Raw genomic sequence first — 22,486 nt, 5'->3', positions numbered from 1 at the left:
TAAAAACGCCGCTCTTAAATACATTTTGGTGTGTTTATGTCCCAAGACTTTATCTCAATGCTGAACGAAATTTCTGAAAAGTGGCAAAGGAAGTGGGAAGAGAGCAAGATATTTGAGAGGAACCCAGAGGAGAGACAGAAGTTCTACACTACCGCCGCCTTCCCTTACCCCAACAGCCCCTTCCACTTAGGCCACGGAAGGACTTACACCACCTGCGATATTTACGCCAGGTACAAGAGGATGCAGGGGTATAACGTTCTGTTCCCAATGGGCTTCCACTACACTGGAACCCCCATTATCACCATGGCTGACGACGTGGCGAAGGGAGACAAGGAACTAATAGAGATTTTTGAGAAGATATACGAGATTCCCTCGAGCGTTATACCTAAGCTCTCCGACCCCCTCTTTATGGCCAACTACTTCAAAGAGGAAATAAAGAAGGCGATGAAGGAGCTGGGGCTCAGCATAGACTGGAGGAGGGAGTTCACCACCATAGACCCCGAGTTCTCCTCCTTCATAGTCTGGCAGTTCAACAAGTTGCAGTCCATGGGATACGTGGTCAAGGACACTCACCCTGTTGGTTGGTGCCCAGTCCACAACTTGCCCGTGGGGATGCACGACACTAAGGGAGACGTTGAGCCGGAGATAGGGCAGTACGTGTTGATCTACTTCGAGACCCCATTTGGCTACCTGCCCATAGCGACCTTAAGGCCGGAGACCGTGTTCGGAGCAGTCGCGGTCTGGATAAGCCCAAAGGATAAGTACTCCGTCGTAGAGGTTGACGGGAAGAGGCTTATACTCTCCAAGAAGGCGTCCTTCAGGCTCTCCTTCCAGCTAGACCTAAAGGAAGTCCAAGAGCTCACCCCGGAGGAGTTGCAGAAGGTGAAGGCGGTAAATCCGATAACTGGGAGGGAGGTTCCAATAATACCTGCTGACTTCGTTGACCCTACCTTGGCCACTGGAGTGGTGATGAGCGTCCCAGCCCACGCCCCCTTTGACTACTATTACTTGAAGAAGAGCAAGCTCGAGTTACCAATAGTCCTTGTGGTGAAGCTAGACAACACGGACGCCATGGCCAGGGACGTGGTTGAAAAGGAGAACCCAAAGAGCGACGCCGACTTGAAGAAGCTAACTGAGCTTGTCTATAGGACGGAGTACAACAAGGGAAAGATGAGGGAAGACGTAGTAGACCTCGTGAAGCCAGAGTACAGAGAAGAGCTTAAGGAAATAGCTGGAAAGCCAGTGCCGGAGGCGAGGAAGATCATCACCGACTTCGTAGTAAAGAAGAAGCTGGGTAGGCAGGTCTACGAGATAATGAACAAGCCCGTTTACTGCAGGTGTGGTAACGAGGTAGTCGTGAAGATCCTGAAGGACCAGTGGTTCCTGGACTACGGGAACCCAGAGTGGAAGGCGAAGACCAAGAAACTCCTGAGCAAGATGAGGGTAATCCCGCCGGAAGTAAGGAAGGACTTTGAGTACGCAATAGACTGGCTGGAGAAGAAGGCTTGTGCAAGGACTAGGGGTCTGGGCACTCCTTTGCCCTGGGACAAGAAGTGGATAATTGAGAGCCTCTCCGACTCCACGATCTACATGGCCTACTACACTATAGCCCATAAGATAAAACAGCATAAGCTACATGCCTCCCAGCTGACTCTGGACTTCTGGGACTACGTGATGCTAGGCAGGGGTAACCCCGAGGAAATCTCCAAGAGCACCGGGATAGACAAGAACGTAATCGAGGACATGAGGAGGGAGTTCCTCTACTGGTACCCGCTTGACGTTAGGCACAGCGGTCCAGACCTAATTCCGAACCACTTGTCCTTCTTCCTCTTCAACCACTCCGCCATATTCCCTGAGGAGCTGTGGCCAAAGGGCATAGCGATAAACGGGTTCATACTCTACGAGGGGAAGAAGATGAGCAAGTCCCTGAGGAACATACTACCTCTGAGGAAGGCCATAAGGATGTACGGGGCAGACGTAATTAGGATTGCCTTAGCGTGTAGTGTGGACCTGGGCTCGGACGCCAACTTCACTGACGTAGGAGCAAAGGCAATAGCCGACGCACTGAGGAGGTTCTACGAGATAGTTACAGCCAACTACCCAGGGGACGTGGTAGGGAAGCCGGAAAGGTGGTTGCTATCCAAGTTTAACAACTTGGTAAAGGAGGTAACTGCAGAGATGGAGGAACTGGACCTTAGGGGGGCTCTGAACAAGGTGCTTTACGAGATGACGTCCAACGTGAACGAGTACTTAGAGATGGTAAGGGCAGAGGGGAGGGAACCAAACGGTAAAGTGATGAGGCGGATAGGGCTAGAGTGGACTAAGTTGCTCTCGCCCTTTGCACCTCACTTGGCCGAGGAGATATGGCACAAGCTGGGCAACGAGACTTTCGTTTCCCTCGAGAGGTGGCCCGCCTCCAACGAGGCAGAGATAGACGTTAAACTGGAGCTGGAGCACGAGTTCGTGGAACAAATGATTGGGGACGTGAGGTCCATACTAAACGTGTTCAAGGGAACCCCCACTCAAGTTATGATCTTCGCCGCAGGGAAGGGGGAGATGGAGAAGTTGAGGAAGGCAATAGAGGTCACGTCAAGGGGAGGGACGCTCAAGAACTTGATGGACCAGCTTAAGCCATCTAGCAAGGAAGAGGCGAGAACCCTGCAGAAGATTTACCAGATGGTGATCAGCATGCCCGAAACAATAAAGAGGATGGCGAGCTACGACATAGACGAGTACCAAGTACTCAAGGAGAACGCAAAGTACATAGAGCACAAGCTAGGCCTAAACGTCACGGTGGAGCAGTTCAACGAGAACGTTAGGGCCAAGTACAACAAGGAGGCCCTTCCGCTGAGGCCTGCTATAGTAGTTCAATGACCTTGTTTTTCACCTTTATCTTCCCTACGTTTACCAAGAACTGAAGCTCCTCCCTCACCTTGTCCCTAGAGGCGTTAAAGCGCCTCGAAGCTATGTTGACCACGTCAGTTAGACTACAGGGGCTTCCCAACTCCTTTATGAGCTCTAGGAGGTTCCTCTGGAGGTCGCCCATCTCGTAATCCACCACCCTTCCCTCCACTACCTTAAAGAGATACGTCTCCCCTCCGACAGTTGCCTTGAAGAGGTTTACGTCTACCTTCTCCACGTTCACCTTTTCTCCCTTTATCTTCAAGTTTTTATAGGAGGTGACAAGGGCGAAGTTCTCTGGCACCTCCTTCTCGCTCTCCGCCTCAAAGACTATTACCTCTGAACCTGGGGAGCAGTCCAGCTTTAGCTCAAGCTGGTATGGGAAAAACTCCCACCTGATTTTCCCGTAATTGAATATACAAACTTTTTTGCCTTTTTTCGATAGCATTTCCGCAAAGTTCAGAGCTATGAGCAAGTTAACTGAATAGTAGTAGGAGTGGACGAAGGCCCTCTTTCCAAGCAGTGCCTCTAGGAACACTGCACTATCACTCACAAAGCTTTTAAACGGAGCCTTATTTTTTTCTTGAGGGTTTCTTATTGCACCAACCGACTTAAACAAGATAATATACCCATGGTTAAGGGATGCAACGGAGTACTCGTTCGATGACATAAAGGAGGGGATAAGGCTACACTTAAACGAGTCCCCTTACCCACCTCCAGACTTCGTGGTAGAGAACGTCGAGAAGTACTTGAGAAAGGGCAACAACTACCAGCACCCAGACCTCGTGGAGAGGCTAAGGGAACTGCAGGCAGAGTACAGCAAGGTAGAGCCAGAATACGTCCTTCCGACTCCCGGTGGGGACGGTGCGCTTAGATCCATATTCTTCAACTTGACCCAGCCAGGGGACATAGTGGTCCTCAATTATCCCTCCTACAGCATGTACCCTGTTTACGCGTCGGTCAAGGGGCTCAAGGTAGTAAGGATACAGCTTAAAGAAGAAGGAGAGTGGTGGAAGGAAGATCTCGACAAGCTATACGAAGTGGCGTCAAAGGCGAGGCTAATAGTAATCGACGACCCCAACAACCCAACGGGCTCTCCCATGCTCCAGGGCAAGGCTGAGGTAATCTCCGCTTTGGCGGAGAGCACAAATGGTCTCGTGGTTCTAGACGAGGCGTATTACGAGTTCTCCAAGTACACCGCCAAGGACCTAGTGTACAAGCACGAAAACTTGGTGATCGTGAGGACGCTGAGCAAGGCCTTTTCCTTGGCGTCTTACAGGGTGGGCTACTTGATAGCCGATAAAGAGGTGGTCAAGGCGTTAAGGAAGTCTACAACCCCCTTTGACATAGCCCTCCCCTCGTTGATAGCCGGGATTACGGCCCTTGAAAACCCCTCCTATGCCCTAAGGATAGCAGAGGAGATAAAGCAGAACAGGGAATACCTCTTGGGAGGCTTGAGGAAGATGGGGCTAAAGGCGTACAACTCCCTGACCAACTTTGTCCTTTTCAAGTACCACAAGAACCTCCTTCACTCTCTTATGAACAGGGGGATAGCCATCAGGAGGCCAATGGAAGGTTACTACAGGGTAACTGTAGGTACCCTGGACCAAGTTAAATTGTTCCTGGAGAAGTTGGGTGAGGTAATTGAAGATAGCCGTTCCGAATAAGGGAAGGCTCCAACAGCCAGCATTACAGCTCTTGTCCTCAGTGGGGATAAAGCCTCTTTCAAGCGACGAGAGGGCCTTGATCCTGCCCACCAGCTGGGAAGGGGTACAGCTAGTGCTCACGAGAACCGAGGACATACCTAGCCTAGTGGAAAACGGAGCCGCTGAGGTAGGGATAACTGGCATAGACTACGTAGTGGAGTCGAGGGCTGATGTTGAAGAGCTCATTAAGCTCGACTTCGGCAGGGCCAGGATCTCTTTGGCCGTGCCCTCCAGCTGGGGCATAGACGACTCATCACAACTGAAACGGGAGATTAGGATAGCTACCAAGTACTACAACATAGCCCAAGACTACGTCAGGAGGAAGGGGATAAATGCAAAGATAATAAAAATAAGTGGAGCGGCAGAGGTAATGCCCTCCCTAGGCGCTGCAGACGCCATAATAGACGTCGTAAGCACTGGGACGACCTTGAAGTTGCACGGGCTCAAGGAAATAGACAAGATCATGGACACGTACGCAGTTGTAATAGGTAACAAGTACTGGATGAAGGGGGAGGAGGCTGAGAGGATAAACTTGGTGTTAACGATGATAAAGGGAGCTCTGAACGCCAGGGGAAAGAAGATGGTCTTCATGAACGTGAGCGACAAGGACTTGGAGAGGGTGATCAACGCCCTTCCCGCAATGTTGGCTCCAGCCGTGTCGAAGCTGAGCAGGAGCGACGCTTGGGAAGTCATTACCGTAGTCGAGGAGGAGTATCTTCCAGAGGTCATAGCCAAGGCAGCGTCTGCGGGGGCCAGGGACATAGTAGTAGTTGGCATAGAGAAGGTGATCAGATGATAGTCGTCCCAAGCATAGACATAAGCGAGGGAAAGGCAGTAAAGAGGATAGGGGGCAAGAGGGGGACTGGGCTAGTACTAGGAGACCCGGTGTCAGTTGCGAAGTCCATATACGAAGAGGGATACGACTATGTTCACGTGGTCGACCTAGACGCGGCGGAAGGGGTTGGCTCCAACGAGGAGCTTATAAAGGAGATTGCCGGCTTGGGGTTCAGTAAGGTTGAAGTAGGTGGGGGAATAAGGGACAGGGATAAGGCCCGTAAGTTGATAAGCTACGGCGTTACTTACTTGGTGCTCTCTACGGTAGTCTTCAAGGACAGGAAGCTTTACGAGGACATCTTACAGGAGGTAGGAGAGGAAAGGGTAATGGCCTCGGTAGATTACTGCGATGACGTAATTTACGTAAAGGGGTGGAACGAGAAGGCAATAAGGGTAGAAGAGGGACTGAGACAAATCGGCGAGGTTGCAGGGGTTATATTTACCAACATATGTAGGGAGGGGAAGAGCGTCGGTATTGACGAGGGCGTGGGGAAGTACCTAACTATGGTCAGCGGGCTCAAGGGATACGCAGGCGGGATAAGGGACGTGAACGACCTGGCGAAGCTCAAGGGTATGGGCTTCGACTTCACCGTGGTAGGCATGTCCTTTTACACCGGGAACTTAAGGGGGGTCAAGTACGTCTAGGGTCGCGCGGGTAGTAAGGGAGACCAAGGAGACGAGGGTTGAGGTGGAGCTCGACTTAGACACTCCAGGGGAAGTGGAGGTAGAGACTTCGGTTCCCTTCTTCAACCACATGTTGCACACCCTCCTCTTCTACATGAGGGCTACGTCTAAGGTGAAGGGAGAGGACAAGCAGGGCTACGACGACCACCACATAGTCGAGGACGTGGCAATAACCCTGGGGATGGCTTTGAAGGAAGCCTTGGGAAACAAGGAGGGAATAAAGAGGTTCTCCCACCAGATCATCCCGATGGACGAGGCGTTGGTTATGTTGGCCTTGGACATATCTGGCAGACCGTACTCAAAGGTTGAGCTAAACTTAAAGAGGGAGAGCGTAGGGGGACTATCTACGGAGAACGTGCCCCACTTCTTCAGCTCTCTAGCTACAAGTGCTGGAATCACTCTGCACGTACTCCAGTTTAGGGGAGAGAACGACCACCACGTCATCGAGGCCTCGTTTAAGGCACTTGGGCTTGCCCTTTACGACGCTTCCAGGATAGTGTATAAAGGAGTTACGAGCACGAAGGGATCGCTATGACTGCGAAGAGGATAATTGCCTGCCTAGACGTGAAAAACGGAAGGGTAGTGAAGGGAGTTAACTTCCTGAACCTCAAGGACAAGGGAGACCCAGTAGAGCTGGCGTCCAGGTATGAGGAGGAAGGGGCTGACGAGGTGGTCTTCCTGGACATATCTGCAACTGTAGAAGGTAGGGCTATCCTCCTCAACGTGGTTAGGGACACTGCCAGCGTCCTCTCCATTCCACTTACCGTGGGAGGCGGGATAAGGACGTTGGATGACGTGTCAAGGGTTTTGTCTTCAGGGGCAGATAAGGTAAGCGTCAACACAGCAGCAGTGGAGAACAAGTTGTTAGTAGCGAAGGCTTCTGAGGAGTTCGGGGCACAAGCTGTTGTAGTGGCAATAGACGCTAAGAGGGTGGGCAACTCGTGGAGGGTCTTCACCAAGTCAGGGAGCTACGACACTGGCTTAGACACTGTGAAGTGGGCTAAGGAGGTCGAGCTGTTGGGGGCTGGTGAGATACTCCTGACGAGCATTGACAGGGATGGTACTAGGCAGGGCTACGACATAGATCTCACTAGGGCTATCGTCAACGCAGTTAACGTCCCAGTAATAGCCAGCGGAGGCGCGGGAAAAATGGAGCACTTCTACGAGGTGTTCTCCAAGGCGAAGGTAGAGGCAGCGTTAGCGGCTGGGATATTCCACGACGGAATTGTGAAGATCCCAGAGCTTAAGGCTTACTTAAAAGCTAAAGGCTTGGAGGTAAGACTATGATAAAGTACGAAGTCCCAAAGGAGAGGCCAAATTCCTTCTCGCAGGTCTTAGACAAGGTTAGTGAAATAGTAGAAAAGGTAAGGAAAGAGGGAGATAGGGCACTCGTGGAGTTGACGGAAAAGTTTGACAAGTACAAGCTAACCAGCGTAAAGGCGCCACAGGAGGAGCTTGAAAGCCAAGCTAAACTTTTGGACGCCAAGGTTAGGGAGGCTATAGATGAAATTTACTTGCAACTTGAGGAGTTCCACTTGAGCATAAAGCCACCAAACTCTGGAGGCGGGAGGATGGGGATCGAATACGGGGTAGTCTGGAAGCCCGTAAACAGGGTAGGGATCTACGTGCCGGGAGGGGCTAAGACCTATCCTTCCACATTATTGATGGCTGGAATACCAGCTAGGGTGGCAGGGGTTAAGGAAATCTACGTATCCACCCCAGGGGAAAAGATAGACCCAGCCATAGCGTACATATCCCTCAAGCTGGGGGTCAAGGAGCTCTACAAAATAGGCGGAGCCCAAGCAATAGCGGCAATGGCTTACGGCACTGAGACCGTGAAGAGAGTGGACAAAGTACTTGGCCCAGGAAACGTTTACGTCCAAGCGGCGAAGTTTCTCGTCAGTAAGGACGTAGGCGTAGACGGAATTGAGGGCCCCACAGAACTCGTGATAATAGCTGACGAGACAGCAGACCCCAGGCAGGTAGCCCTTGACCTAAAGGCCCAAGGAGAACACGGGGAATCCACTTTCCTAGTCCTCATCTCTCCGTCCCAGAAGTTTCTTGAAGACGTGAAGCCTTACTTAGACGACAACAGGACTTACTATCTCGTGAAGACAAAAGACCTCGACGAGGCAGTCAAGGTGGCGAACGAGTTATCCCCAGAGCACTTGTCCCTTGCTGTAAAGTCGCCAATGGAGTTATTGCGCCTAGTTGAGAACTCTGGAGCAGTGACCTTGGGCAAGACCCCTCCAGCCATAGTTGACTACTGCGCGGGGCCAGACCACATATTGCCCACTAACGGGTGGGCAAGGTTTAAGGGAGGAGTCACGGTGTTCGACTTCCTCAAGCCAGTAACTTACGTAATTGCAGAGAAGCCTAACAAAAAGCTAATAGAAGCTGGAAAAGTCCTGGCAGACTACGAGGGGTTTAGGGTGCACTCAGAGAGCATGGGTGCGAGGTATGACTGAGGTACTTGACGAGCTTTACAGCGTGATAGTTGACAGGATAAAGAGCAAACCGCATGGAAGTTACACCGCAGAGATAGTGTCCAAGGGCAAGGGTTACGTCGCTAGGAAAGTCGGCGAAGAGGCCGTGGAGACCATTGTCGCCTCGCTGAGCGAGGGGAAAGAGAGGTTCATCTCTGAGTCAGCAGACTTAATATACCACCTTTGGGTTCTAATGGCTATTGAAGGCGTGACCCCTGAGGAACTATACGAGGAGTTGAGGAGGAGGATGAAATGAGGGCCGTGGTAGTAAACTACGGAGTGGGCAACCTCTATAGCATATCCTCCGGCTTGAGGAGGGCGGGGTTTGAGGTAAAGATAGGTGGATTAGAGGAAACCGACCTCCTCGTCTTCCCAGGGGTAGGGTCCTTCTCTGCTGTCTCTAAGTTCATTGAGAACAACAGGGAGAAGATCGAGGACTTGAGGAGTAAGGGCGTTAAGTTCCTCGGCGTATGCCTTGGTATGCAGATAATGTTTGAAGAGGGAACTGAGGGAGGAAGGAACAAGGGCCTAGGCTGGTTCAAGGGGATAGTGGACAGAATCCAAGGAGGGGTAAAGCTGCCCCATATAGGCTGGGACAAAATCCATGTTACCTCGCCCTCTGAGGTGGTAGAAGGCTTAGACGACAAATACGCCTACTTTGTCCACAGCTACGTGGCTTACACTCAGGAGAAGAGGGTGGTAGCCACGAGCAAGTACGGGGTCGAGTTCCCGGCCATAGTATACAGTGACTTCGCAATAGGAACGCAGTTCCACCCCGAGAAGAGCAGTGCGACAGGAAAGACGTTTTTCTCCAACTTGACGAGGTGGGCGAGACGTTAAGGTTGAGCAGAGAAGAGGCGGAGAAGCTAGCCTCTACCTTGAACTACAGACACGAGGACTCCACGGTAATCGCGGTACTGCAGGACATCAACACAAAGGAAGTACTGATGGTGGGGCACATGAACAGGGAGGCAGTAATGAAGACCTTAACCACGGGTTACGCCCACTTCTGGTCTTTGAGTAGGAGGAAACTCTGGCTAAAGGGGGAGACAAGCGGTAACTTTCAGATTGTGGAGGACGTCAGGATAGACTGCGATAGCGACGCTATAGTGCTCAAGGTAAAGTCCGCAGGTCCCGTATGCCACACTGGGAATTGGTCGTGTTTCTACAGGGGCTACAGCGATTTTATTAAGTAGACTTAACAAATACTAGTCTTTAAAATTTATGTTAAAAAAGGATAAAAATGGCCAACAACCTATTTTAAAATGGATATTTCATGAGCACGGCTGTGAACGTGGAGGAGTGGAAGAAGAAGATTATGGAAGGTCTGGAGCAAGTGTATGATCCAGAGATTCCGGTTGACATAGTCAACCTAGGGCTGATATACGACTTGAAAATCTCAGACGACGGGAAGGTATACATTAGGCTCGGTCTGACAGCTCCAGGTTGTCCAGTAGTCGACGACCTAATCTACACGGTTGAGCAAGTTATCAAGGAGAGCGTCCCAGCCAAGGAAGTTGAAGTTGACTTGGATCTGGAGACTCAGTGGACGCCGCTTAAGATGACAAACGAGGGTAGGGAGAAGTTCAGGAAGCTTTACGGTTACGACATAGTAGAGATGTGGGTACAGACCTACGGTTTACCCCAGGACGTCACTCAGACGGAAAATCAGAAGGCATAAAAGCCTAAAGCTTTTTGTGTTTATTATGTCTTGGAGTATACTGGAACTGGTTAGAAATAATCCAGGCAAGCTTGTTGAAAACTTGAGAAAGAGGTTTGTGGACGTTTCTCTGATAAATAAGGTCATTGAGCTTGACAGGAAGTGGAGAACTACTTTACAGGAAGTGGAGAGGCTGAGGCACGAGCATAACGTCATAACCGACCAGATACCGAGACTTCCACCAGAGGAAAGGAAGACCAAGATAGAGGAGGCAAAGAAGCTGTTGATCACGTTAAAGGAGAAGGAGAAGGAGCTGAAGCAGGTAGAAGAAGAGAGGGAAAGCTTGTTGAAGAGTCTACCAAACCTAGTGAGCGAGGACGTGCCAATTGGCCCAGACGAGAACTACAGTGTGCCAATAAAGTTCTGGGGGAGGTTCAAGGTATACAAGGAGGATCTGGATGAGTTCAAGAGGCAAACTGGAGGGATGCAAGTGGACTACGAGGTCTTGGAGTGGAAGCCAGTGGGCCACGCTGACGAGTTGGAGAGAGTCCTAGGCCTAGCGAACACAGAGAAGGCGTCTCAAGTGTCTGGCTCGAGGTTCTATTACCTTTTTGACGACATAGTCTGGCTCGACTTTTCCCTCTTGTTGTACGCAGTAGACCTCCTGACATCCAAGGGCTATATGCTCGTGCTTCCACCTTACATGTTGAGGGGAGAGGTAATACACTCCGTTATAGACCTAGACACGTTTAAGGACGCGATATACAAGATCGAAGACGAGGATCTCTATCTCATTGCCACTGCAGAACACCCCTTAGCAGCGCTTTACTTTAAGGAAGAGATAGAGAAGGAAAACCTACCCATAAAGCTAGTTGGCGTTAGCCCAGCGTTTAGAAAGGAGGCTGGAGCTGCCAACAAGGACTTGAAGGGGATATTCAGGGTCCACCAGTTCCACAAGGTAGAGCAGTTTGTCTTCTCCTCTCCTGAGGAGAGCTGGAACTACCACAAGGAACTAATCAGCAACGCCGAGGAACTATTTCAGGGGCTGGGGCTACCCTACAGGATAATAAACATAGCCTCTGGGGATCTGGGCGCTTGTGCAGCTAAGAAGTACGACCTAGAGGTGTGGATGCCCGCTCAAGCTAAATTCAGGGAGATGGTAAGCTGTAGCAACTGCACGGACTGGCAGGCGTATAGGATGAAGATAAGATACGTGGACAGGAAAAACAACAAGAAGGGCTACGTCCACACCTTAAACAGTACTGCGGTAGCTAGCACTAGGACGATAACTGCTATCCTGGAGAACTACCAGAGGCAGGACGGAGCAGTTGAGGTACCCAAGGTTTTGAGGAAGTACTTGGAAATGTTTAAGGCCGCTCCAAAGGACTACATTCTGCCGAAAAAGGCTAAATAAGGAAAAGGGAAAAATTTTCACTTCTTCATCTGCGACTCTAGCCACGCTTCCACTTGTTTCATTTTCCTCTTAGCCGCAGCTAGAAACAGCTTTAGCGTAAGCCTCACTGGGTAGTACAAGGGCCCTTGCATGTAGAACTTGTCTATTATGTCCTCTGCCCAGTAGACGTCGTGCCAGAACACTTTCTTATATAACTCTATGTGGGCGTCGCTTAGCTTAATCCTCGTGAACCAATCCTTGTTCTTGAAGTACCCCATGGGAACAAAGAACATGGGAACGAGGATGCTCCTGTAAGACCTCAAGTTGTCCACCAACTCTATGGTCCTGTACACGTCCTCCTCTGTCTCCTCTGGTAACCCAACTATCATGGTTCCTGCAGGGATGATGTGGTGTTCGTGCATTATCTTGAACGCCTCCTCCACAGTCTCTGGGTACTGCTCAGGCTTATAGGGGGCCGACTTCGCCGGCATTATCTCCTTAGCTAATCTCACGGACCCCGTCTCAATGCCGACCTCAACGCCTAGGTACTTTTGGTCGTTTTCATAAATAATCTCGGAGAGCTTGCTGATGAGCCCGTACTTCTCCTGCGAGTACCTAATTGCAGCAAGGCTTGCGTGGCTCCACGCAATGGTCTTGTAGTACTTCTTGACGAGCTGGTGGAGCTTAATGAGGGGCTCCGGTCTGGGCAGTATTCCGACAGCCCCGTAGAAGAGCACGTCGTCGCTGTGTATAACGCCGTGCCTTATTCCAGCCTTAACGTTGACCTGCAGTTCCCTCTCGATCTTCTCAAGCGGATAGTACCTTGTTGGCCTTAAGGTTACTGAGCAGAACCTGCACGACCTGGCGCATCCCCTCATCACCTCTATGAGCCCGTTGACGCTAGCCCCCTTAATGTCGGGTATGTCCTCTATGTCTGGAACGTCGTCTCCGCTCACGTACACGTACCTGGGCAGAGGTTCGCCGTCTAGTACTGCCTGAGCCAGCTTAACTATTAACTTCTCTGCCTCTCCGTCAAACAATGTGTCAACTCCCAGCTTCTCTATCATGTCCTCCCTCCACAGCCACTGCCAAGTCGACGGTCCCCCAACTAAGATCTTCATACCCCTCTTCTTGGCCTCAGCTATCTCTGGCCTGCTTATCAGCTCCTGGAAGCTCTTGTAGTTTAGAGGCTCCTTCTTGGTTATGCCCCACCACGTGGATGAAGGAGGACCGAAGGCGAAGTAGTCGTGGTGAGAAAACATTAGAGCCTTGGCATCCTTCAAGTACTTGCCTATGTAGTCTGGGTCTATGATGGCTGCGTTGAAACCCTCGTCTATTAGCTTTGCCTCCACTTTCCTCATTCCGTAAGGTGCCTCTTTGGGCCTACCTAGTTCATCAACTTCCATTTTAGGACAGGCTAGCCACTTCCACACCCTCTCCGGTATCCCTATCGCTGGACCCGTGCCCAGGAAGCCCAAGAATTCCTTGTGGTGGTGATTTGTCATTAGGCATCTATCCGTTGTTAAGATAAAGTCAAACTGAACCATTCAATTCACCTAATAACCAGAATGATATAAAAATATAGTTTATAAACGTATTACTATACTCCTTATGACTTTCTTGAGCTCCGGACTGGCGGAGGACAGGTCAAGGGTCTTGGCGTTGTTTGTGTCAGGAGTCCATTCCTCACCGTTCGGCAACTTATAGGACCTTACCTCTGACACAGTGTATACCTTTTCGCCCTTCTCCGTCTTGTAGGCCTCGACCAAAAACTTCCTCCTGTTGAGGTCAATCAAGTACTTTTCTTCTGACGCACTAACTTTCATATTTTCATATAATTAGGAGGTTTATAAAATGTTTACGCTAGTCTTCCTCGTTCTCTTCTGACCCCTCTAGTTCGTCCCTCAACAGCTCGAGCCCGACTTCCTTATAGTACTCCTCCCTTTCTTGCTCCCACTCTTCCTCGTCCCTTTTCCTACCAGACTTCTCGCTGACTATAGACGTAGTTAACACCCTCTCTGACTTGGACCTAGCCTCCTTTACCTCGTAGGACTTCTTGTCCTTCTTGTCCATCTCTTTCTCGAAACCGCACTTAGTGCACTTAAGGATCTCCTTTCCGTCCTTCTTTGTTGGAACCATTACTCCTCCGCACTTAGGACAGAACTGCAAAACCCACTCACCATATAGGTATATAGGGCAGGGCATTGTTATAAAAGGCTTTTGGAAAACTTCCTGGTATTCCCTACACCTTGATCCTGGGATCCTCTTTAACAACGTTAAGTACTATGCTAGTGTAAGTCCTCTCCACCTTAGGGTTCTTCAGCAGTTGTTTGAGGAAGCTGTCTAGGTCCTCCACGCTCCTAAACTTGGCTATTATCACAACGTCGTACTCGCCTACCACGTCGTAGACCGCTACTACGTTTTCCGTGTTGGCTATTTCCTTCTCGAACTCCACTAAGTGCTTCCCGTCTATCTTTGCCATTATTACTGCGGAGAGGGAATAGCCCAGCTTGGTGTAGTCTACGAGGGCTGTAAAGCCCTTTATGAGACCCTCTTGTACTAGCCTAGTCAGCCTGTTGTGGAGGGTCGCGGGAGACACGTTCATCTCCTCGGAGAGCCTCCTCAGGCTAGTCCTGGCGTCCCTTAGAAGCTCTATTAACAACCTCCTGTCTATTGCGTCTAAGTCCACTTTCTTATTACCGTTAGACATACACTTCATGAAGAATTACGAATTGCTCGTTAAAAAATTTTTATTTTCCCTTCGAATTATCATGACAAGTTGATCTGCGATATGCCCTCTAAAATAAGTTGTACGCCAAACGCCGCTATTATTATTGCTGTAAATCTTCCCGCTGCTATCGTCCCCGTCCTGCCCAAGGCCTTAATGAGTAGGGGCCCCATCATGAGGACTACGTAAACCAGTAGGGCTGATATTAAACTTCCTACTATTAAGTAAAAGGCGTTAAACGAGACCGAAAGGGTCACGAGGGCGGTCATTGTGCCTGGCCCGACTATTAGCGGTGTAGCGATCGGTGTTACTACTGCTTCTGTAATGCTTCTCGAGGCGAACCTGAGTTGCTGGAAGCCGCCCATGGTGTCTATTCCTAAGTAAACTAAGATTATCCCTCCCCCTATCTCCAGCGAAGACGGCTTTAGACCCAGGAAGTCCAACATTGGTCTACCCAAAACGGAGAACAAAAGGAGAAGGACTATAACGGCTATCTCTATCTTGTTTACGAGTAATCTCCACGTGACCTTTGGGTCGTTTTGGCTGAACTCTTCGTACATTGCCAGGATGTAGGGTATTATAGAGAAGGGATCCATTATAGCAAAAAGTTTTACTGCAATTACTAAAGTTTGAGCAAAGTCCATGTTTATTCTAACATGCTTAAAATCTCCTTGAGATTTTTAATCTTTTCATTTTGGTCGTTAGTGGATAGAGCTATAAGCATCCTTGAAAGGATCTTGTAAATTCTGCTTATTTCCTGCTTGCACTTGTCGTTGTCCTTCTCCAGTTTGTCTGCCTTGGACTGTAGTGATTGGAAACCTGCGTATAGCTCGCCTAACAAGTGCTCTAGGTCTACTTCCTCATGATGATGCTCGTGCTGGTGTTCCTGTTCAACTTCCCTCTGGATTTCCTCTAGGTCCTCATCCGTTTTGGGAATCTTGTCTATCCTGAACTTCATCTTCTCCCTCCATGTCGACGCTACCTACAACTTTCTCGTCCGAAATTATATATTTGCCTATACCCATCCTGAGGTAGTGCTTGATGACTATCGATATCTTGCCCGCAGCTCTCACTGGGATGCACTCAGACTCCACCTCTTTCCCTTCCGTAGTGGTCACCACTACCTTTGCCATCTTCTTGTCCTCGCTACAGTATTCCACGTTTACTGAGGAGACCTTCCCTAGGAACACTAGGCCCTCTAGGTCTCTCCCTTTCATTACTGGCCTTGGAGTCATCTTTTCACTGCTCTACCTATTATCTCCTCAAAGTTTAATCCGTTTTGCTCCAAATAGGCGTACAAGTCCCTCCTTATTTCCCGGATAACCCCAAACCCCCTATCGATTATTGCTGTGCCCACCCCTACCAACTTTGCGCCTACGCTCATTAAGCCTATCACCTCCCTGAAGGTGAAAACTCCTCCCATGCCTATGATCTCTGCCTCATACTCGGAGTACACTTCTGCAATGATCCTAAGGGCTAGGGGGTAAATGCACTTCCCCGATATCCCTCCAGTCCCGTAACTGAGCACTGGTTGCAAGGTCTCGTGGTCTATTATCGTCCCCTTAAGAGTGTTTATTAACGTCAGACCGTCTGCCCCGGCCTCCAGTGCCTTCCCTGCCAAATCCAGGATGTTGTCCCAAGGACCGAGCTTCACGAAAACGGGCTTCTTAACACTTCCCTTAACGTTCTTGACGACTTCGTATACCTGACTAGAGAGTGAGGCCCCATAGCCCCTCCTGTTAGGGCTGCTTATGTTGATCTCTATGAGTTCCCCTTTCTCCTCCGCTATCCTTGCCACTTCAGCTATCTCCTGGGGAGAGGAACCACCCACGCTTACGAAGAGCCTGCAGTCAACGTTGAGGCCCTTCAGGAACTCCACTCCCGGGTTTCCCAGACCAATGGCGTTTAGGTAACAACCTTCGTGGAACTTCACCAAGGTAGGAGGCGGGTGTGAGAGCAGTGGCGAAAGCGTTAAGGTCTTTGTAGTCAGGGCTGAGGGGCTGTATTCCTTGCACACTCTCTGGATGAATTCCTTTACGTCAGGCACAATCCCAGAGGGAATGATTATTGGGTCGTTAAACTCAAGGTTTTTCAGTCTTATCAAACAAGTTCACCCCCCTTATTGGATACACGGTCTCGCCATCGTAGGCTACCTTGCCCTCCACTATTGTTGCCGTGACCTTAGCTTCAAGTGGGTAACCGTCAAACGGGGTCTGAGTTACCTTTGAAAACTTGGTAGAGTACCTCCACGTATCAAAGGAAATGACCGTGAAGTTCGCCACGTAGCCTTCCTTTATCTCCCCGGCTTTAATTCCCAGGATCCTAGCTTGATTTTTGGACACTAGCTGCACTGTTCTCTCCAGGGAGAGAACACCCTTCTTAAACAGCGTGTAAACGAAGGGAGTAACAAAGGATACTCCAGCTATCCCTGGAGGGCATATCTCAAAGGGCAATCCCTTCTCCTTAGCTGTGTGGGGGGCGTGGTCGCTGGCTACAGCGTCTGCCTCAAACAGGGCCCTCAAGAGCTTATTCCTCTCTGTTTTGTCCCTCAGTGGCGGGTTCACCTTAGTCAGGCAGTCCCTCTCCTCTAGCAGTAGATGGTGGGGTGTCACGTCGGTGGTGAAGCCAAGGGATTTCGCCAACCTAACGGTCTCCAAGTTAGTGGCGTGAGTAACGTGTACCTTTCCCCTCACCAAGTACAGGGAGGCTATCTCCTGCCACAACAGCCTGGACTCCCTTAAGACCTTGTTTGACATGGGCAACTCGGGGTGGAGGACTTTCAGCTTGTTTGAGGACCACACAATCTCCAGCTCCGGCTTCTCTAGATCCTCCGGGAACACCTTGTACCCAGCTATCGGATCCCCGTCTACCCTGGCGTCAGACGTCACCCCGGAGTACACCCCGAAGTCCGTCCTCGAGAAGTTCTCGAACTCCCTGATCCTCTCGAGAACCCTCTCGTGGGTGTTTATATAGGGCTGGGTGTTTGGCATGTCCACTACTACCGTGACCCCTCCATAGGCAGCCTCAGAGGTTGCAGATACCACGGTCTCCTTATAGGAAAGTTGCATTCCTCTGACGTGAACGTGCATGTCTATAGACCCAGGGAGGATAATTGAGTCGGGATAATAGAGATCTGGCTTACACTCTTTCTTTATAGACTTTATCTTCCTATCGAACTCCACGCATCCCTCTACCACTTCTCCCAAGTACAGTTTACCCTTTATCCACAAAGCCTCTCCACCTCCAGGAAAGGGCCCTCAACGCAGGGCAGGTTTCCCTTAACCTCGCACACTCCACAGACTCCCATCATGCAGTTCATCTTTACCCACCTCACGTAGACCAAGGACTTGCTCGGCAAGGTCTTAAAGTCCCTTACCGAGGCTATGACGGTGTCCCACGTCTCATCCTTCAAGGGCTCCCTGAACTCGGAACGACAGTCCTTACAATTGACAGCAACATCAGAGCCCTTCCTCTTTGCCTCCCTAAGGGGGAAGAGTATATCGTAGTAGAGCTCCCCCTCTGCAATCCCCAATACCTTCTTTCCAAGGGCTATTGGCCTTCCCAACGGCCCCTTAATCATAACTTCCCTCCTCTTTGACAGCAACTGATAGATCTTCTCGGAAGAGAAGTGCACGTAAAGTACTCTGTCTACGTAGTCGCCAATGCTCAGAGGTACTTCGAACTTGGGGAACACCAAGGATACAAACTGCCCAGGCCTGGGCTCTAGCTTTACCTCTATCTCCGCCTCGTAGACTCTCTCGTTTCTCTTTATTGAAAGTAACTTCCCGTAGGTCACGACAAGATCTGCCTCAGTACCTCTTCTTCACCTATCTCCGTTTCGCAGTAGGCGCACCTCAACGTAATCGGGCTCTTCCTGGCGGTTATGAACGTGCTCGTCGCCTCTACGTCGTTGTTCGTTATGCACGACGGGTTTGGGCACTTTAGCAGACCCGATACCTTCTCTGGAACCCCCAGTTTCCTTTTGCCAACTACCTCGTATTCCTTTATTATGTTAATAGTGGCGTTAGGAGCGATCAGAGTTATGAGTTCCGCCTCCTTCTCCTGAATTTCCCTATTCTCGATCTTCACAATGTCTTTACGCCCCATCTTCTTGCTCTCTACGTTCATTACTAGAGCTACCCTAGTGCCCTCACTTCCCCTTATGCCCAAAACCTTGAGCACGGCAAGTGCCCTACCTGCAGGTATGTGGTCTATCACAGTTCCATCCCTTATTTTGCTGACGATTAGCCCGTTCTCCATGCTCTCATCCGGTCAGAATAGTGTAAAGTAACGCCATCCTAATTGGGACTCCAAGCGAAGCCTGGTAGAAGTACTTAGCTTGAGGCGTCTTGTCAACCCTTCTGTCTATCTCGTTCACCCTTGGGAGAGGGTGGAGGATTATTGAGTCCTCCTTCATGTGCTCCACCAACTTCAAGTCAACCACATAGCTCTCCTTTATCTTTTCGTACTCCATTTCGTCGGGGAACCTCTCCTTCTGTATCCTGGTGACGTAAAGTACGTCGACATCTGAGATGACGTCATATGGGTTATCGCGTTCGACCACCTCGTAGTTCAGTTCTTGGACTATTTCCCTCCTCGCCCTCAGTTGCTGAGGGGAAATCAGAAACACCTTCCTGGGCTTAAACCTAGTCAAAGCCCTTAGGAGGCTGTTCACAGTCCTAGCGTATTTGAGGTCTCCGAAGAGGGCGAAGTTTAAGCCGTCCACTTGGCCAAACACCTTGTAGACAGTGTATAGGTCTATCATGCTCTGAGTCGGGTGCTCGTGTTTGCCGTCCCCGGCGTTAACTATGGGCTTTTCGGACACCTCTGAGGCAAACTTAGCAGCCCCGTCAAACTTGTGCCTAACCACGATGCAGTCAGAGTAGTTCTCCAACATCCTAATGGTGTCGGCGAAGTTCTCCCCCTTCTCCACTGAAGTCCCCTCCGCCGAGGTGAAGCCTATCACCTTTGCCCCTATCCTCCAGGAGGCTGTTGCAAAGCTAGTTGCAGTCCTAGTGCTGGGCTCGAAGAACGCCAACGATACGACTTTTCCATCAACGTTGGGCTTTAGCTTTCCGCCCAAGATCTCGTCCGACAGTTCAAAGAGCTTGTGTAATTCTTCCCTAGAAAAATCATATGAGGAAATTATGTGCCTCACTAATTGCCCTTGCTTTTAATTGGAGAAAAGCGTATTTAAACTCTTTTCCTTATTCTTCTGGCATGAACATAGGAGATGTCCTGCTCGAGAGAAAATTACTGCTTATAGGTAACTTTATACTGACTTCTGGAAAGAGCAGTCCATATTACCTTGACCTAAGGAGATTCCCCAGCTTTCCTGAGTTCTTCGACGTGGTAGAGGAGGCCAAGAAAGTCGTGGAAAAAGTGGAGTTCGACATGATAATAGGCATAGCCACCGGGGGAGTTCCACTAGCCTCCTTCCTGGCGTGTAAGCTTAGAAAGCCTATGGGGTACATAAGGCTGGAGAAAAAGGGGCACGGTACTGATAAGTTACTCGAGGCCGAGGTAGAGGGCAAGAAGGTACTAGTAGTAGATGACGTAGCGACCACAGGGGGCTCGTTGGAGAGGGCAATAAAGGAGGTAAACAAGAGCGGAGGAAAGGTAGTAGGGGCCTTTGTCCTAGTGGACAGACAGGAGGGGGCTAGGGAAAAGCTCAAGGAGATGGGCGTTGAGCTCTACTCCCTTTATAACATACACGACATACTGAGGTCAATCCTTGGGAAGCTGAACGAGGCCGAGAGGAAGGGAATAGAGGAGTACTTGGTGAAGAACGTTGAGTAGACTCATCTTCTCCCTCGACGAGGTAGTCGACAAAGAAGTGCTTGTTTCCTTTTCTCCCCGTGTGGCCTACGTTAAGGTGGGGTGGCCTTTTATACTCAAGGCCGGGATGGAAGGAGTAAGAGATGCGTCGAGGGTATTCGAAGGCAGGTTGATTTTTGACCTAAAGCTGGCCGATATAGCCTCTACCATGAGCAAGGTAGTAAGCTCGCTGACCCCTTACGGGGAAGGGTTCATCGCTCACGCATTCGTGGGCTATGAAGAGGCGTTAGATGAGGTAAAGGAGCTACTGGAAAGGGAAGGGAGGAAGCTCTTCCTGGTAACGTCAATGTCACACCGGGGCTGGAACGACAGCTTTTACCCGTACTTGAGGGAGGTGATACACAAGGCTAGCCCATTTGGACTGGTGGCCCCAGCAACTAGGCTAGAAGTACTCAAGAGGATAAGGCAGGACTTCCCGGACAAGGTAATAGTGTCCCCAGGGGTTGGGGCACAGGGAGCAAGGCCAGGGGACGCTTTATGTGCTGGGGCCGACTACGAGATCGTGGGAAGGAGCATTTACGCGTCTCCTGATCCCTTGAAGTCCCTCCTCGAGGTGGAAAGAGCACAAGGTGAAAGGTTAAATGAGTGTAAAGGAGCAGAGGATCGACAGCAATAACAGGAGCAGGAAGATAGCGGAGCTCTACGGGCTTTTAACCCTGGCCGAAGATTTACACGAGGAAGTGGGAGAAGCCCCAACCACAGACCTTAAGAAGGTTTACGTCCGATCGCCTCTCCCCGAGGGTTACGAGGGAGTGGAGACAGGAAAAGCCCCACTGCCCTACACTGTCCTCTACGATAAGATCTTCTCGGAATACGTAGAGTTCCTAAAGGAGGTAATGGCTCCCTACACTAGCAGGACCATGGAGACCGGGATCGAGTTCATAAACGTGCTTTTGGACTCCGGGGAGTTCGCAATCTTCGAGGGAGAGGAAAACAAGGTCTCCTTACCTTTACCAAGTGGAATAGCCCTGGCCCACACCCATCCCGGGATATGCCTCTTTTCGCACAAGGATCTAGAGACCGCAGACCACAACTTCATCCAGAGGTACGTGGTGGTGGCAGTTATGAACACAAAGTGCGGTTCCTTTATCTTAAGGAAGGGACCTTACACACCTGAAGACAGAGAAAGTCTCCTGTCGCTCTCCAAGTCGGTCAAGAGGGCAAAAAGGCTAGAGGAGCTGGTTGACAGCTACAAGGGTTTTAAGTCTGAGAACTTGGTCTTTACGTACCTAGAGTTCTAGTCCCTCAGTTCCTCGTACTCTGCCCTCCTCTTTGCCAGTATGTTTATTGACGTCTCAGCCAGGTCCATCGAATACCTGCTTATCCTCCTGAAGGAGTCCGACGTCATGAGGAAGCTTATCTTGTAAGGGGAGTCGGAGGAGAGTACCTTTGACGACACTTGTCTGTGTATTTCAGCTATCTTTGCGTCCTCCTCTATCAACTTGTTGGCTATGTCCTTCCTCCCCTCAATGAAAGCCGAGGTGGCCCTCTTGTACACCTCCAAAACAAGCTTCCCAAATTCTATTAGGTCCTTATCCCTTTGCCCGTTGAACTGTGGGATGAGTCCAGCTATCCTACTCGAGTGGTCGGCTATCCTCTCGATGGACTTTATGGCGGAATGTATGTCGACGATCTGAGCGATGTTGTAGCCCTCCTCCTCCAAGATCTCGAAGTTGGACACGCTGAGGCTCAACTGCCTAGATACGTAGAAGTAAAACCTGTCAACCTCGTCGTCCCGTTCCGTCACTTCCCTTGCTATATCCACGTCCCAGTTCTCCATAGCCGTGATCACGTCCTTAAGCATGTTCTGGGATATGGTAGCGGCTCTCGATATGGCCCTAGAAATGGGCAGGTCTTTCTCGTTTACCAAGAACTGCACAGTTAAGGAATCAGCGTCCTCCTCAACAACCTCAGCCCCCAAGAGCCTCTTCCTTATGGCGTCCTTTATTACGGATCTATCCTCGGGCTTCATTTTACCGCAGGAGAGCGATACGGTCACGTAGCCTGCCATGTAATAGGCTATAAACTCCCTTATGGCGAAATCGGGCTTGAGGTTTTCGCAACTTATTACTGCTCTCTCCTGTTTCTGCTCGGAAGTCCTAGGGGCGATGATTAGCCTCAAGTTCTTATCCTGGGATATCTCTACCTCGTCTCCTGGCTTCAAGGAAAGGAGTTTGACCCAACTCTTGGGCAAGGAAACTATATAGGTGGAGCCTCCCGTTAACTGTACCTTTCTCACTATTTTTCCTGGCATAA

General features: G+C 50.2%; 29 protein-coding genes. 15 read left to right on the top strand and 14 right to left on the bottom strand.

All coding sequences use genetic code 11. From position 1 onward, the window contains the following. The first annotated feature begins 60 nt into the window (after nt 1-60). Nucleotides 61-2,874 carry a leucine--tRNA ligase gene (leuS, locus tag MPF33_03990; protein MCI2414403.1) on the top strand — a complete coding sequence of 938 codons (2,814 nt, stop codon included), beginning with the start codon at nt 61-63 and terminating at the stop codon, nt 2,872-2,874. Here the strand turns inward: leuS and MPF33_03985 are convergent. After that, nucleotides 2,858-3,454: a hypothetical protein gene (locus tag MPF33_03985; protein MCI2414402.1), complete on the bottom strand. Its 597-nt coding sequence runs from the start codon at nt 3,452-3,454 to the stop codon at nt 2,858-2,860. The two genes, leuS and MPF33_03985, sit on opposite strands and share 17 nt — an antisense overlap. Nucleotides 3,455-3,497: 43 nt before the next feature. On the opposite strand from MPF33_03985, the gene hisC reads away from it, so the two are divergent. The 11 genes from hisC (at nt 3,498) to serS (ending at nt 11,685) form a co-directional block, all read left to right on the top strand. Next, a complete protein-coding gene (gene hisC / locus MPF33_03980; GenBank protein MCI2414401.1) occupies nt 3,498-4,568 on the top strand; it encodes a histidinol-phosphate transaminase in 1,071 nt (356 codons plus the stop codon). After that, nucleotides 4,546-5,403: an ATP phosphoribosyltransferase gene (gene hisG, locus MPF33_03975; GenBank protein ID MCI2414400.1), complete on the top strand. Its 858-nt coding sequence runs from the start codon at nt 4,546-4,548 to the stop codon at nt 5,401-5,403. Before hisC ends, hisG begins: the two co-directional genes overlap by 23 nt. After that, a complete protein-coding gene (gene hisA / locus MPF33_03970; GenBank protein MCI2414399.1) occupies nt 5,400-6,086 on the top strand; it encodes a 1-(5-phosphoribosyl)-5-((5-phosphoribosylamino)methylideneamino)imidazole-4-carboxamide isomerase in 687 nt (228 codons plus the stop codon). Before hisG ends, hisA begins: the two co-directional genes overlap by 4 nt. A gap of 43 nt (nt 6,087-6,129) precedes the next feature. Then, complete coding sequence (gene hisB / locus MPF33_03965; protein MCI2414398.1) at nt 6,130-6,660, top strand: imidazoleglycerol-phosphate dehydratase; 531 nt, start codon at nt 6,130-6,132, stop codon at nt 6,658-6,660. Then, nucleotides 6,657-7,412, top strand: a complete 756-nt coding sequence (hisF, locus tag MPF33_03960; protein MCI2414397.1) for an imidazole glycerol phosphate synthase subunit HisF — start codon at nt 6,657-6,659, stop codon at nt 7,410-7,412. Before hisB ends, hisF begins: the two co-directional genes overlap by 4 nt. Continuing rightward, on the top strand, nt 7,409-8,593 hold the full coding sequence (gene hisD / locus MPF33_03955) for a histidinol dehydrogenase (protein MCI2414396.1): 1,185 nt from the start codon (nt 7,409-7,411) through the stop codon (nt 8,591-8,593). Before hisF ends, hisD begins: the two co-directional genes overlap by 4 nt. After that, nucleotides 8,586-8,867, top strand: coding sequence for a phosphoribosyl-ATP diphosphatase (gene hisE, locus MPF33_03950; protein MCI2414395.1), 282 nt, complete (start codon nt 8,586-8,588; stop codon nt 8,865-8,867). The genes hisD and hisE overlap by 8 nt, the downstream gene beginning before the upstream one ends. Further along, the gene (gene hisH, locus MPF33_03945) at nt 8,864-9,451 is read left to right on the top strand and encodes an imidazole glycerol phosphate synthase subunit HisH (protein ID MCI2414394.1); all 588 of its coding nucleotides are present in this window, start codon (nt 8,864-8,866) and stop codon (nt 9,449-9,451) included. The genes hisE and hisH overlap by 4 nt, the downstream gene beginning before the upstream one ends. Before the next feature lie 68 nt (nt 9,452-9,519). Then, nucleotides 9,520-9,807, top strand: a complete 288-nt coding sequence (gene hisI / locus MPF33_03940; GenBank protein MCI2414393.1) for a phosphoribosyl-AMP cyclohydrolase — start codon at nt 9,520-9,522, stop codon at nt 9,805-9,807. Between the two features lie 80 nt (nt 9,808-9,887). Beyond that, the gene (locus MPF33_03935; protein ID MCI2414392.1) at nt 9,888-10,292 is read left to right on the top strand and encodes a metal-sulfur cluster assembly factor; all 405 of its coding nucleotides are present in this window, start codon (nt 9,888-9,890) and stop codon (nt 10,290-10,292) included. Between the two features lie 25 nt (nt 10,293-10,317). Next, entirely contained in the window at nt 10,318-11,685 is a 1,368-nt protein-coding gene (serS, locus tag MPF33_03930; protein MCI2414391.1) for a serine--tRNA ligase, read from the top strand. Between the two features lie 17 nt (nt 11,686-11,702). Here serS and MPF33_03925 read toward each other — a convergent pair whose 3' ends face one another. From MPF33_03925 to pyrB, 12 genes are read right to left on the bottom strand one after another with little or no spacing between them, the layout of a single operon-like run. Continuing rightward, complete coding sequence (locus MPF33_03925; GenBank protein MCI2414390.1) at nt 11,703-13,211, bottom strand: B12-binding domain-containing radical SAM protein; 1,509 nt, start codon at nt 13,209-13,211, stop codon at nt 11,703-11,705. 39 nt (nt 13,212-13,250) lie between these two features. After that, nucleotides 13,251-13,490, bottom strand: a complete 240-nt coding sequence (locus MPF33_03920; GenBank protein ID MCI2414389.1) for a hypothetical protein — start codon at nt 13,488-13,490, stop codon at nt 13,251-13,253. Between the two features lie 37 nt (nt 13,491-13,527). After that, complete coding sequence (locus MPF33_03915) at nt 13,528-13,869, bottom strand: DNA-directed RNA polymerase subunit M (GenBank protein MCI2414388.1); 342 nt, start codon at nt 13,867-13,869, stop codon at nt 13,528-13,530. A gap of 37 nt (nt 13,870-13,906) precedes the next feature. Beyond that, nucleotides 13,907-14,374 carry an Lrp/AsnC family transcriptional regulator gene (locus MPF33_03910; GenBank protein ID MCI2414387.1) on the bottom strand — a complete coding sequence of 156 codons (468 nt, stop codon included), beginning with the start codon at nt 14,372-14,374 and terminating at the stop codon, nt 13,907-13,909. A gap of 59 nt (nt 14,375-14,433) precedes the next feature. Continuing rightward, nucleotides 14,434-15,036: a MarC family protein gene (locus tag MPF33_03905; protein MCI2414386.1), complete on the bottom strand. Its 603-nt coding sequence runs from the start codon at nt 15,034-15,036 to the stop codon at nt 14,434-14,436. A 2-nt stretch (nt 15,037-15,038) separates the two neighbouring features. After that, on the bottom strand, nt 15,039-15,350 hold the full coding sequence (locus MPF33_03900; protein ID MCI2414385.1) for a hypothetical protein: 312 nt from the start codon (nt 15,348-15,350) through the stop codon (nt 15,039-15,041). Further along, a complete protein-coding gene (locus tag MPF33_03895) occupies nt 15,313-15,627 on the bottom strand; it encodes a hypothetical protein (protein ID MCI2414384.1) in 315 nt (104 codons plus the stop codon). The genes MPF33_03900 and MPF33_03895 overlap by 38 nt, the downstream gene beginning before the upstream one ends. Continuing rightward, the gene (locus MPF33_03890; GenBank protein MCI2414383.1) at nt 15,624-16,496 is read right to left on the bottom strand and encodes a dihydroorotate dehydrogenase; all 873 of its coding nucleotides are present in this window, start codon (nt 16,494-16,496) and stop codon (nt 15,624-15,626) included. The genes MPF33_03895 and MPF33_03890 overlap by 4 nt, the downstream gene beginning before the upstream one ends. Beyond that, a complete protein-coding gene (locus tag MPF33_03885; GenBank protein MCI2414382.1) occupies nt 16,474-17,622 on the bottom strand; it encodes a dihydroorotase in 1,149 nt (382 codons plus the stop codon). The genes MPF33_03890 and MPF33_03885 overlap by 23 nt, the downstream gene beginning before the upstream one ends. Beyond that, nucleotides 17,613-18,188 (bottom strand): 2-polyprenylphenol hydroxylase, encoded by a 576-nt coding sequence (locus MPF33_03880; GenBank protein ID MCI2414381.1) that lies wholly within the window; start codon nt 18,186-18,188, stop codon nt 17,613-17,615. Before MPF33_03880 ends, MPF33_03885 begins: the two co-directional genes overlap by 10 nt. Beyond that, a complete protein-coding gene (pyrI, locus tag MPF33_03875; protein ID MCI2414380.1) occupies nt 18,185-18,652 on the bottom strand; it encodes an aspartate carbamoyltransferase regulatory subunit in 468 nt (155 codons plus the stop codon). The genes MPF33_03880 and pyrI overlap by 4 nt, the downstream gene beginning before the upstream one ends. Nucleotides 18,653-18,656: 4 nt before the next feature. Then, nucleotides 18,657-19,550, bottom strand: coding sequence for an aspartate carbamoyltransferase (gene pyrB, locus MPF33_03870; GenBank protein MCI2414379.1), 894 nt, complete (start codon nt 19,548-19,550; stop codon nt 18,657-18,659). A 62-nt stretch (nt 19,551-19,612) separates the two neighbouring features. On the opposite strand from pyrB, the gene pyrE reads away from it, so the two are divergent. From pyrE to MPF33_03855, 3 genes are read left to right on the top strand one after another with little or no spacing between them, the layout of a single operon-like run. Continuing rightward, nucleotides 19,613-20,191: an orotate phosphoribosyltransferase gene (pyrE, locus tag MPF33_03865; protein ID MCI2414378.1), complete on the top strand. Its 579-nt coding sequence runs from the start codon at nt 19,613-19,615 to the stop codon at nt 20,189-20,191. Then, the gene (gene pyrF, locus MPF33_03860) at nt 20,184-20,846 is read left to right on the top strand and encodes an orotidine-5'-phosphate decarboxylase (protein MCI2414377.1); all 663 of its coding nucleotides are present in this window, start codon (nt 20,184-20,186) and stop codon (nt 20,844-20,846) included. Before pyrE ends, pyrF begins: the two co-directional genes overlap by 8 nt. Continuing rightward, on the top strand, nt 20,812-21,471 hold the full coding sequence (locus MPF33_03855) for a hypothetical protein (protein MCI2414376.1): 660 nt from the start codon (nt 20,812-20,814) through the stop codon (nt 21,469-21,471). The genes pyrF and MPF33_03855 overlap by 35 nt, the downstream gene beginning before the upstream one ends. On the opposite strand, the gene MPF33_03850 is transcribed toward MPF33_03855, so the two are convergent. Continuing rightward, nucleotides 21,468-22,484: an AbrB/MazE/SpoVT family DNA-binding domain-containing protein gene (locus MPF33_03850; GenBank protein ID MCI2414375.1), complete on the bottom strand. Its 1,017-nt coding sequence runs from the start codon at nt 22,482-22,484 to the stop codon at nt 21,468-21,470. The two genes, MPF33_03855 and MPF33_03850, sit on opposite strands and share 4 nt — an antisense overlap. Nucleotides 22,485-22,486: the final 2 nt, after the last annotated feature.

This window comes from Candidatus Aramenus sp. CH1, from assembly GCA_022678445.1.
Taxonomy (GTDB): domain Archaea; phylum Thermoproteota; class Thermoprotei_A; order Sulfolobales; family Sulfolobaceae; genus Aramenus.
Note: the sequence above shows the minus strand (reverse complement) of the source record. Positions and strands in the feature narration are given on the sequence as shown.

Coding starts and splice junctions, on each gene's coding strand:
- pyrE (MCI2414378.1), top strand. CDS start 19,613: ATGAACATAGGAGATGTCCTGCTCGAGAGAAAATTACTGCTTATAGGT.
- pyrI (MCI2414380.1), bottom strand. CDS start 18,652: ATGGAGAACGGGCTAATCGTCAGCAAAATAAGGGATGGAACTGTGATA.
- MPF33_03935 (MCI2414392.1), top strand. CDS start 9,888: ATGAGCACGGCTGTGAACGTGGAGGAGTGGAAGAAGAAGATTATGGAA.
- MPF33_03910 (MCI2414387.1), bottom strand. CDS start 14,374: ATGTCTAACGGTAATAAGAAAGTGGACTTAGACGCAATAGACAGGAGG.
- hisA (MCI2414399.1), top strand. CDS start 5,400: ATGATAGTCGTCCCAAGCATAGACATAAGCGAGGGAAAGGCAGTAAAG.
- MPF33_03905 (MCI2414386.1), bottom strand. CDS start 15,036: ATGGACTTTGCTCAAACTTTAGTAATTGCAGTAAAACTTTTTGCTATA.
- MPF33_03925 (MCI2414390.1), bottom strand. CDS start 13,211: ATGGTTCAGTTTGACTTTATCTTAACAACGGATAGATGCCTAATGACA.
- hisF (MCI2414397.1), top strand. CDS start 6,657: ATGACTGCGAAGAGGATAATTGCCTGCCTAGACGTGAAAAACGGAAGG.
- MPF33_03900 (MCI2414385.1), bottom strand. CDS start 15,350: ATGAAGTTCAGGATAGACAAGATTCCCAAAACGGATGAGGACCTAGAG.
- MPF33_03915 (MCI2414388.1), bottom strand. CDS start 13,869: ATGCCCTGCCCTATATACCTATATGGTGAGTGGGTTTTGCAGTTCTGT.
- hisD (MCI2414396.1), top strand. CDS start 7,409: ATGATAAAGTACGAAGTCCCAAAGGAGAGGCCAAATTCCTTCTCGCAG.
- MPF33_03920 (MCI2414389.1), bottom strand. CDS start 13,490: ATGAAAGTTAGTGCGTCAGAAGAAAAGTACTTGATTGACCTCAACAGG.
- MPF33_03895 (MCI2414384.1), bottom strand. CDS start 15,627: ATGACTCCAAGGCCAGTAATGAAAGGGAGAGACCTAGAGGGCCTAGTG.
- serS (MCI2414391.1), top strand. CDS start 10,318: ATGTCTTGGAGTATACTGGAACTGGTTAGAAATAATCCAGGCAAGCTT.
- hisE (MCI2414395.1), top strand. CDS start 8,586: ATGACTGAGGTACTTGACGAGCTTTACAGCGTGATAGTTGACAGGATA.
- MPF33_03855 (MCI2414376.1), top strand. CDS start 20,812: ATGAGTGTAAAGGAGCAGAGGATCGACAGCAATAACAGGAGCAGGAAG.
- hisH (MCI2414394.1), top strand. CDS start 8,864: ATGAGGGCCGTGGTAGTAAACTACGGAGTGGGCAACCTCTATAGCATA.
- MPF33_03850 (MCI2414375.1), bottom strand. CDS start 22,484: ATGCCAGGAAAAATAGTGAGAAAGGTACAGTTAACGGGAGGCTCCACC.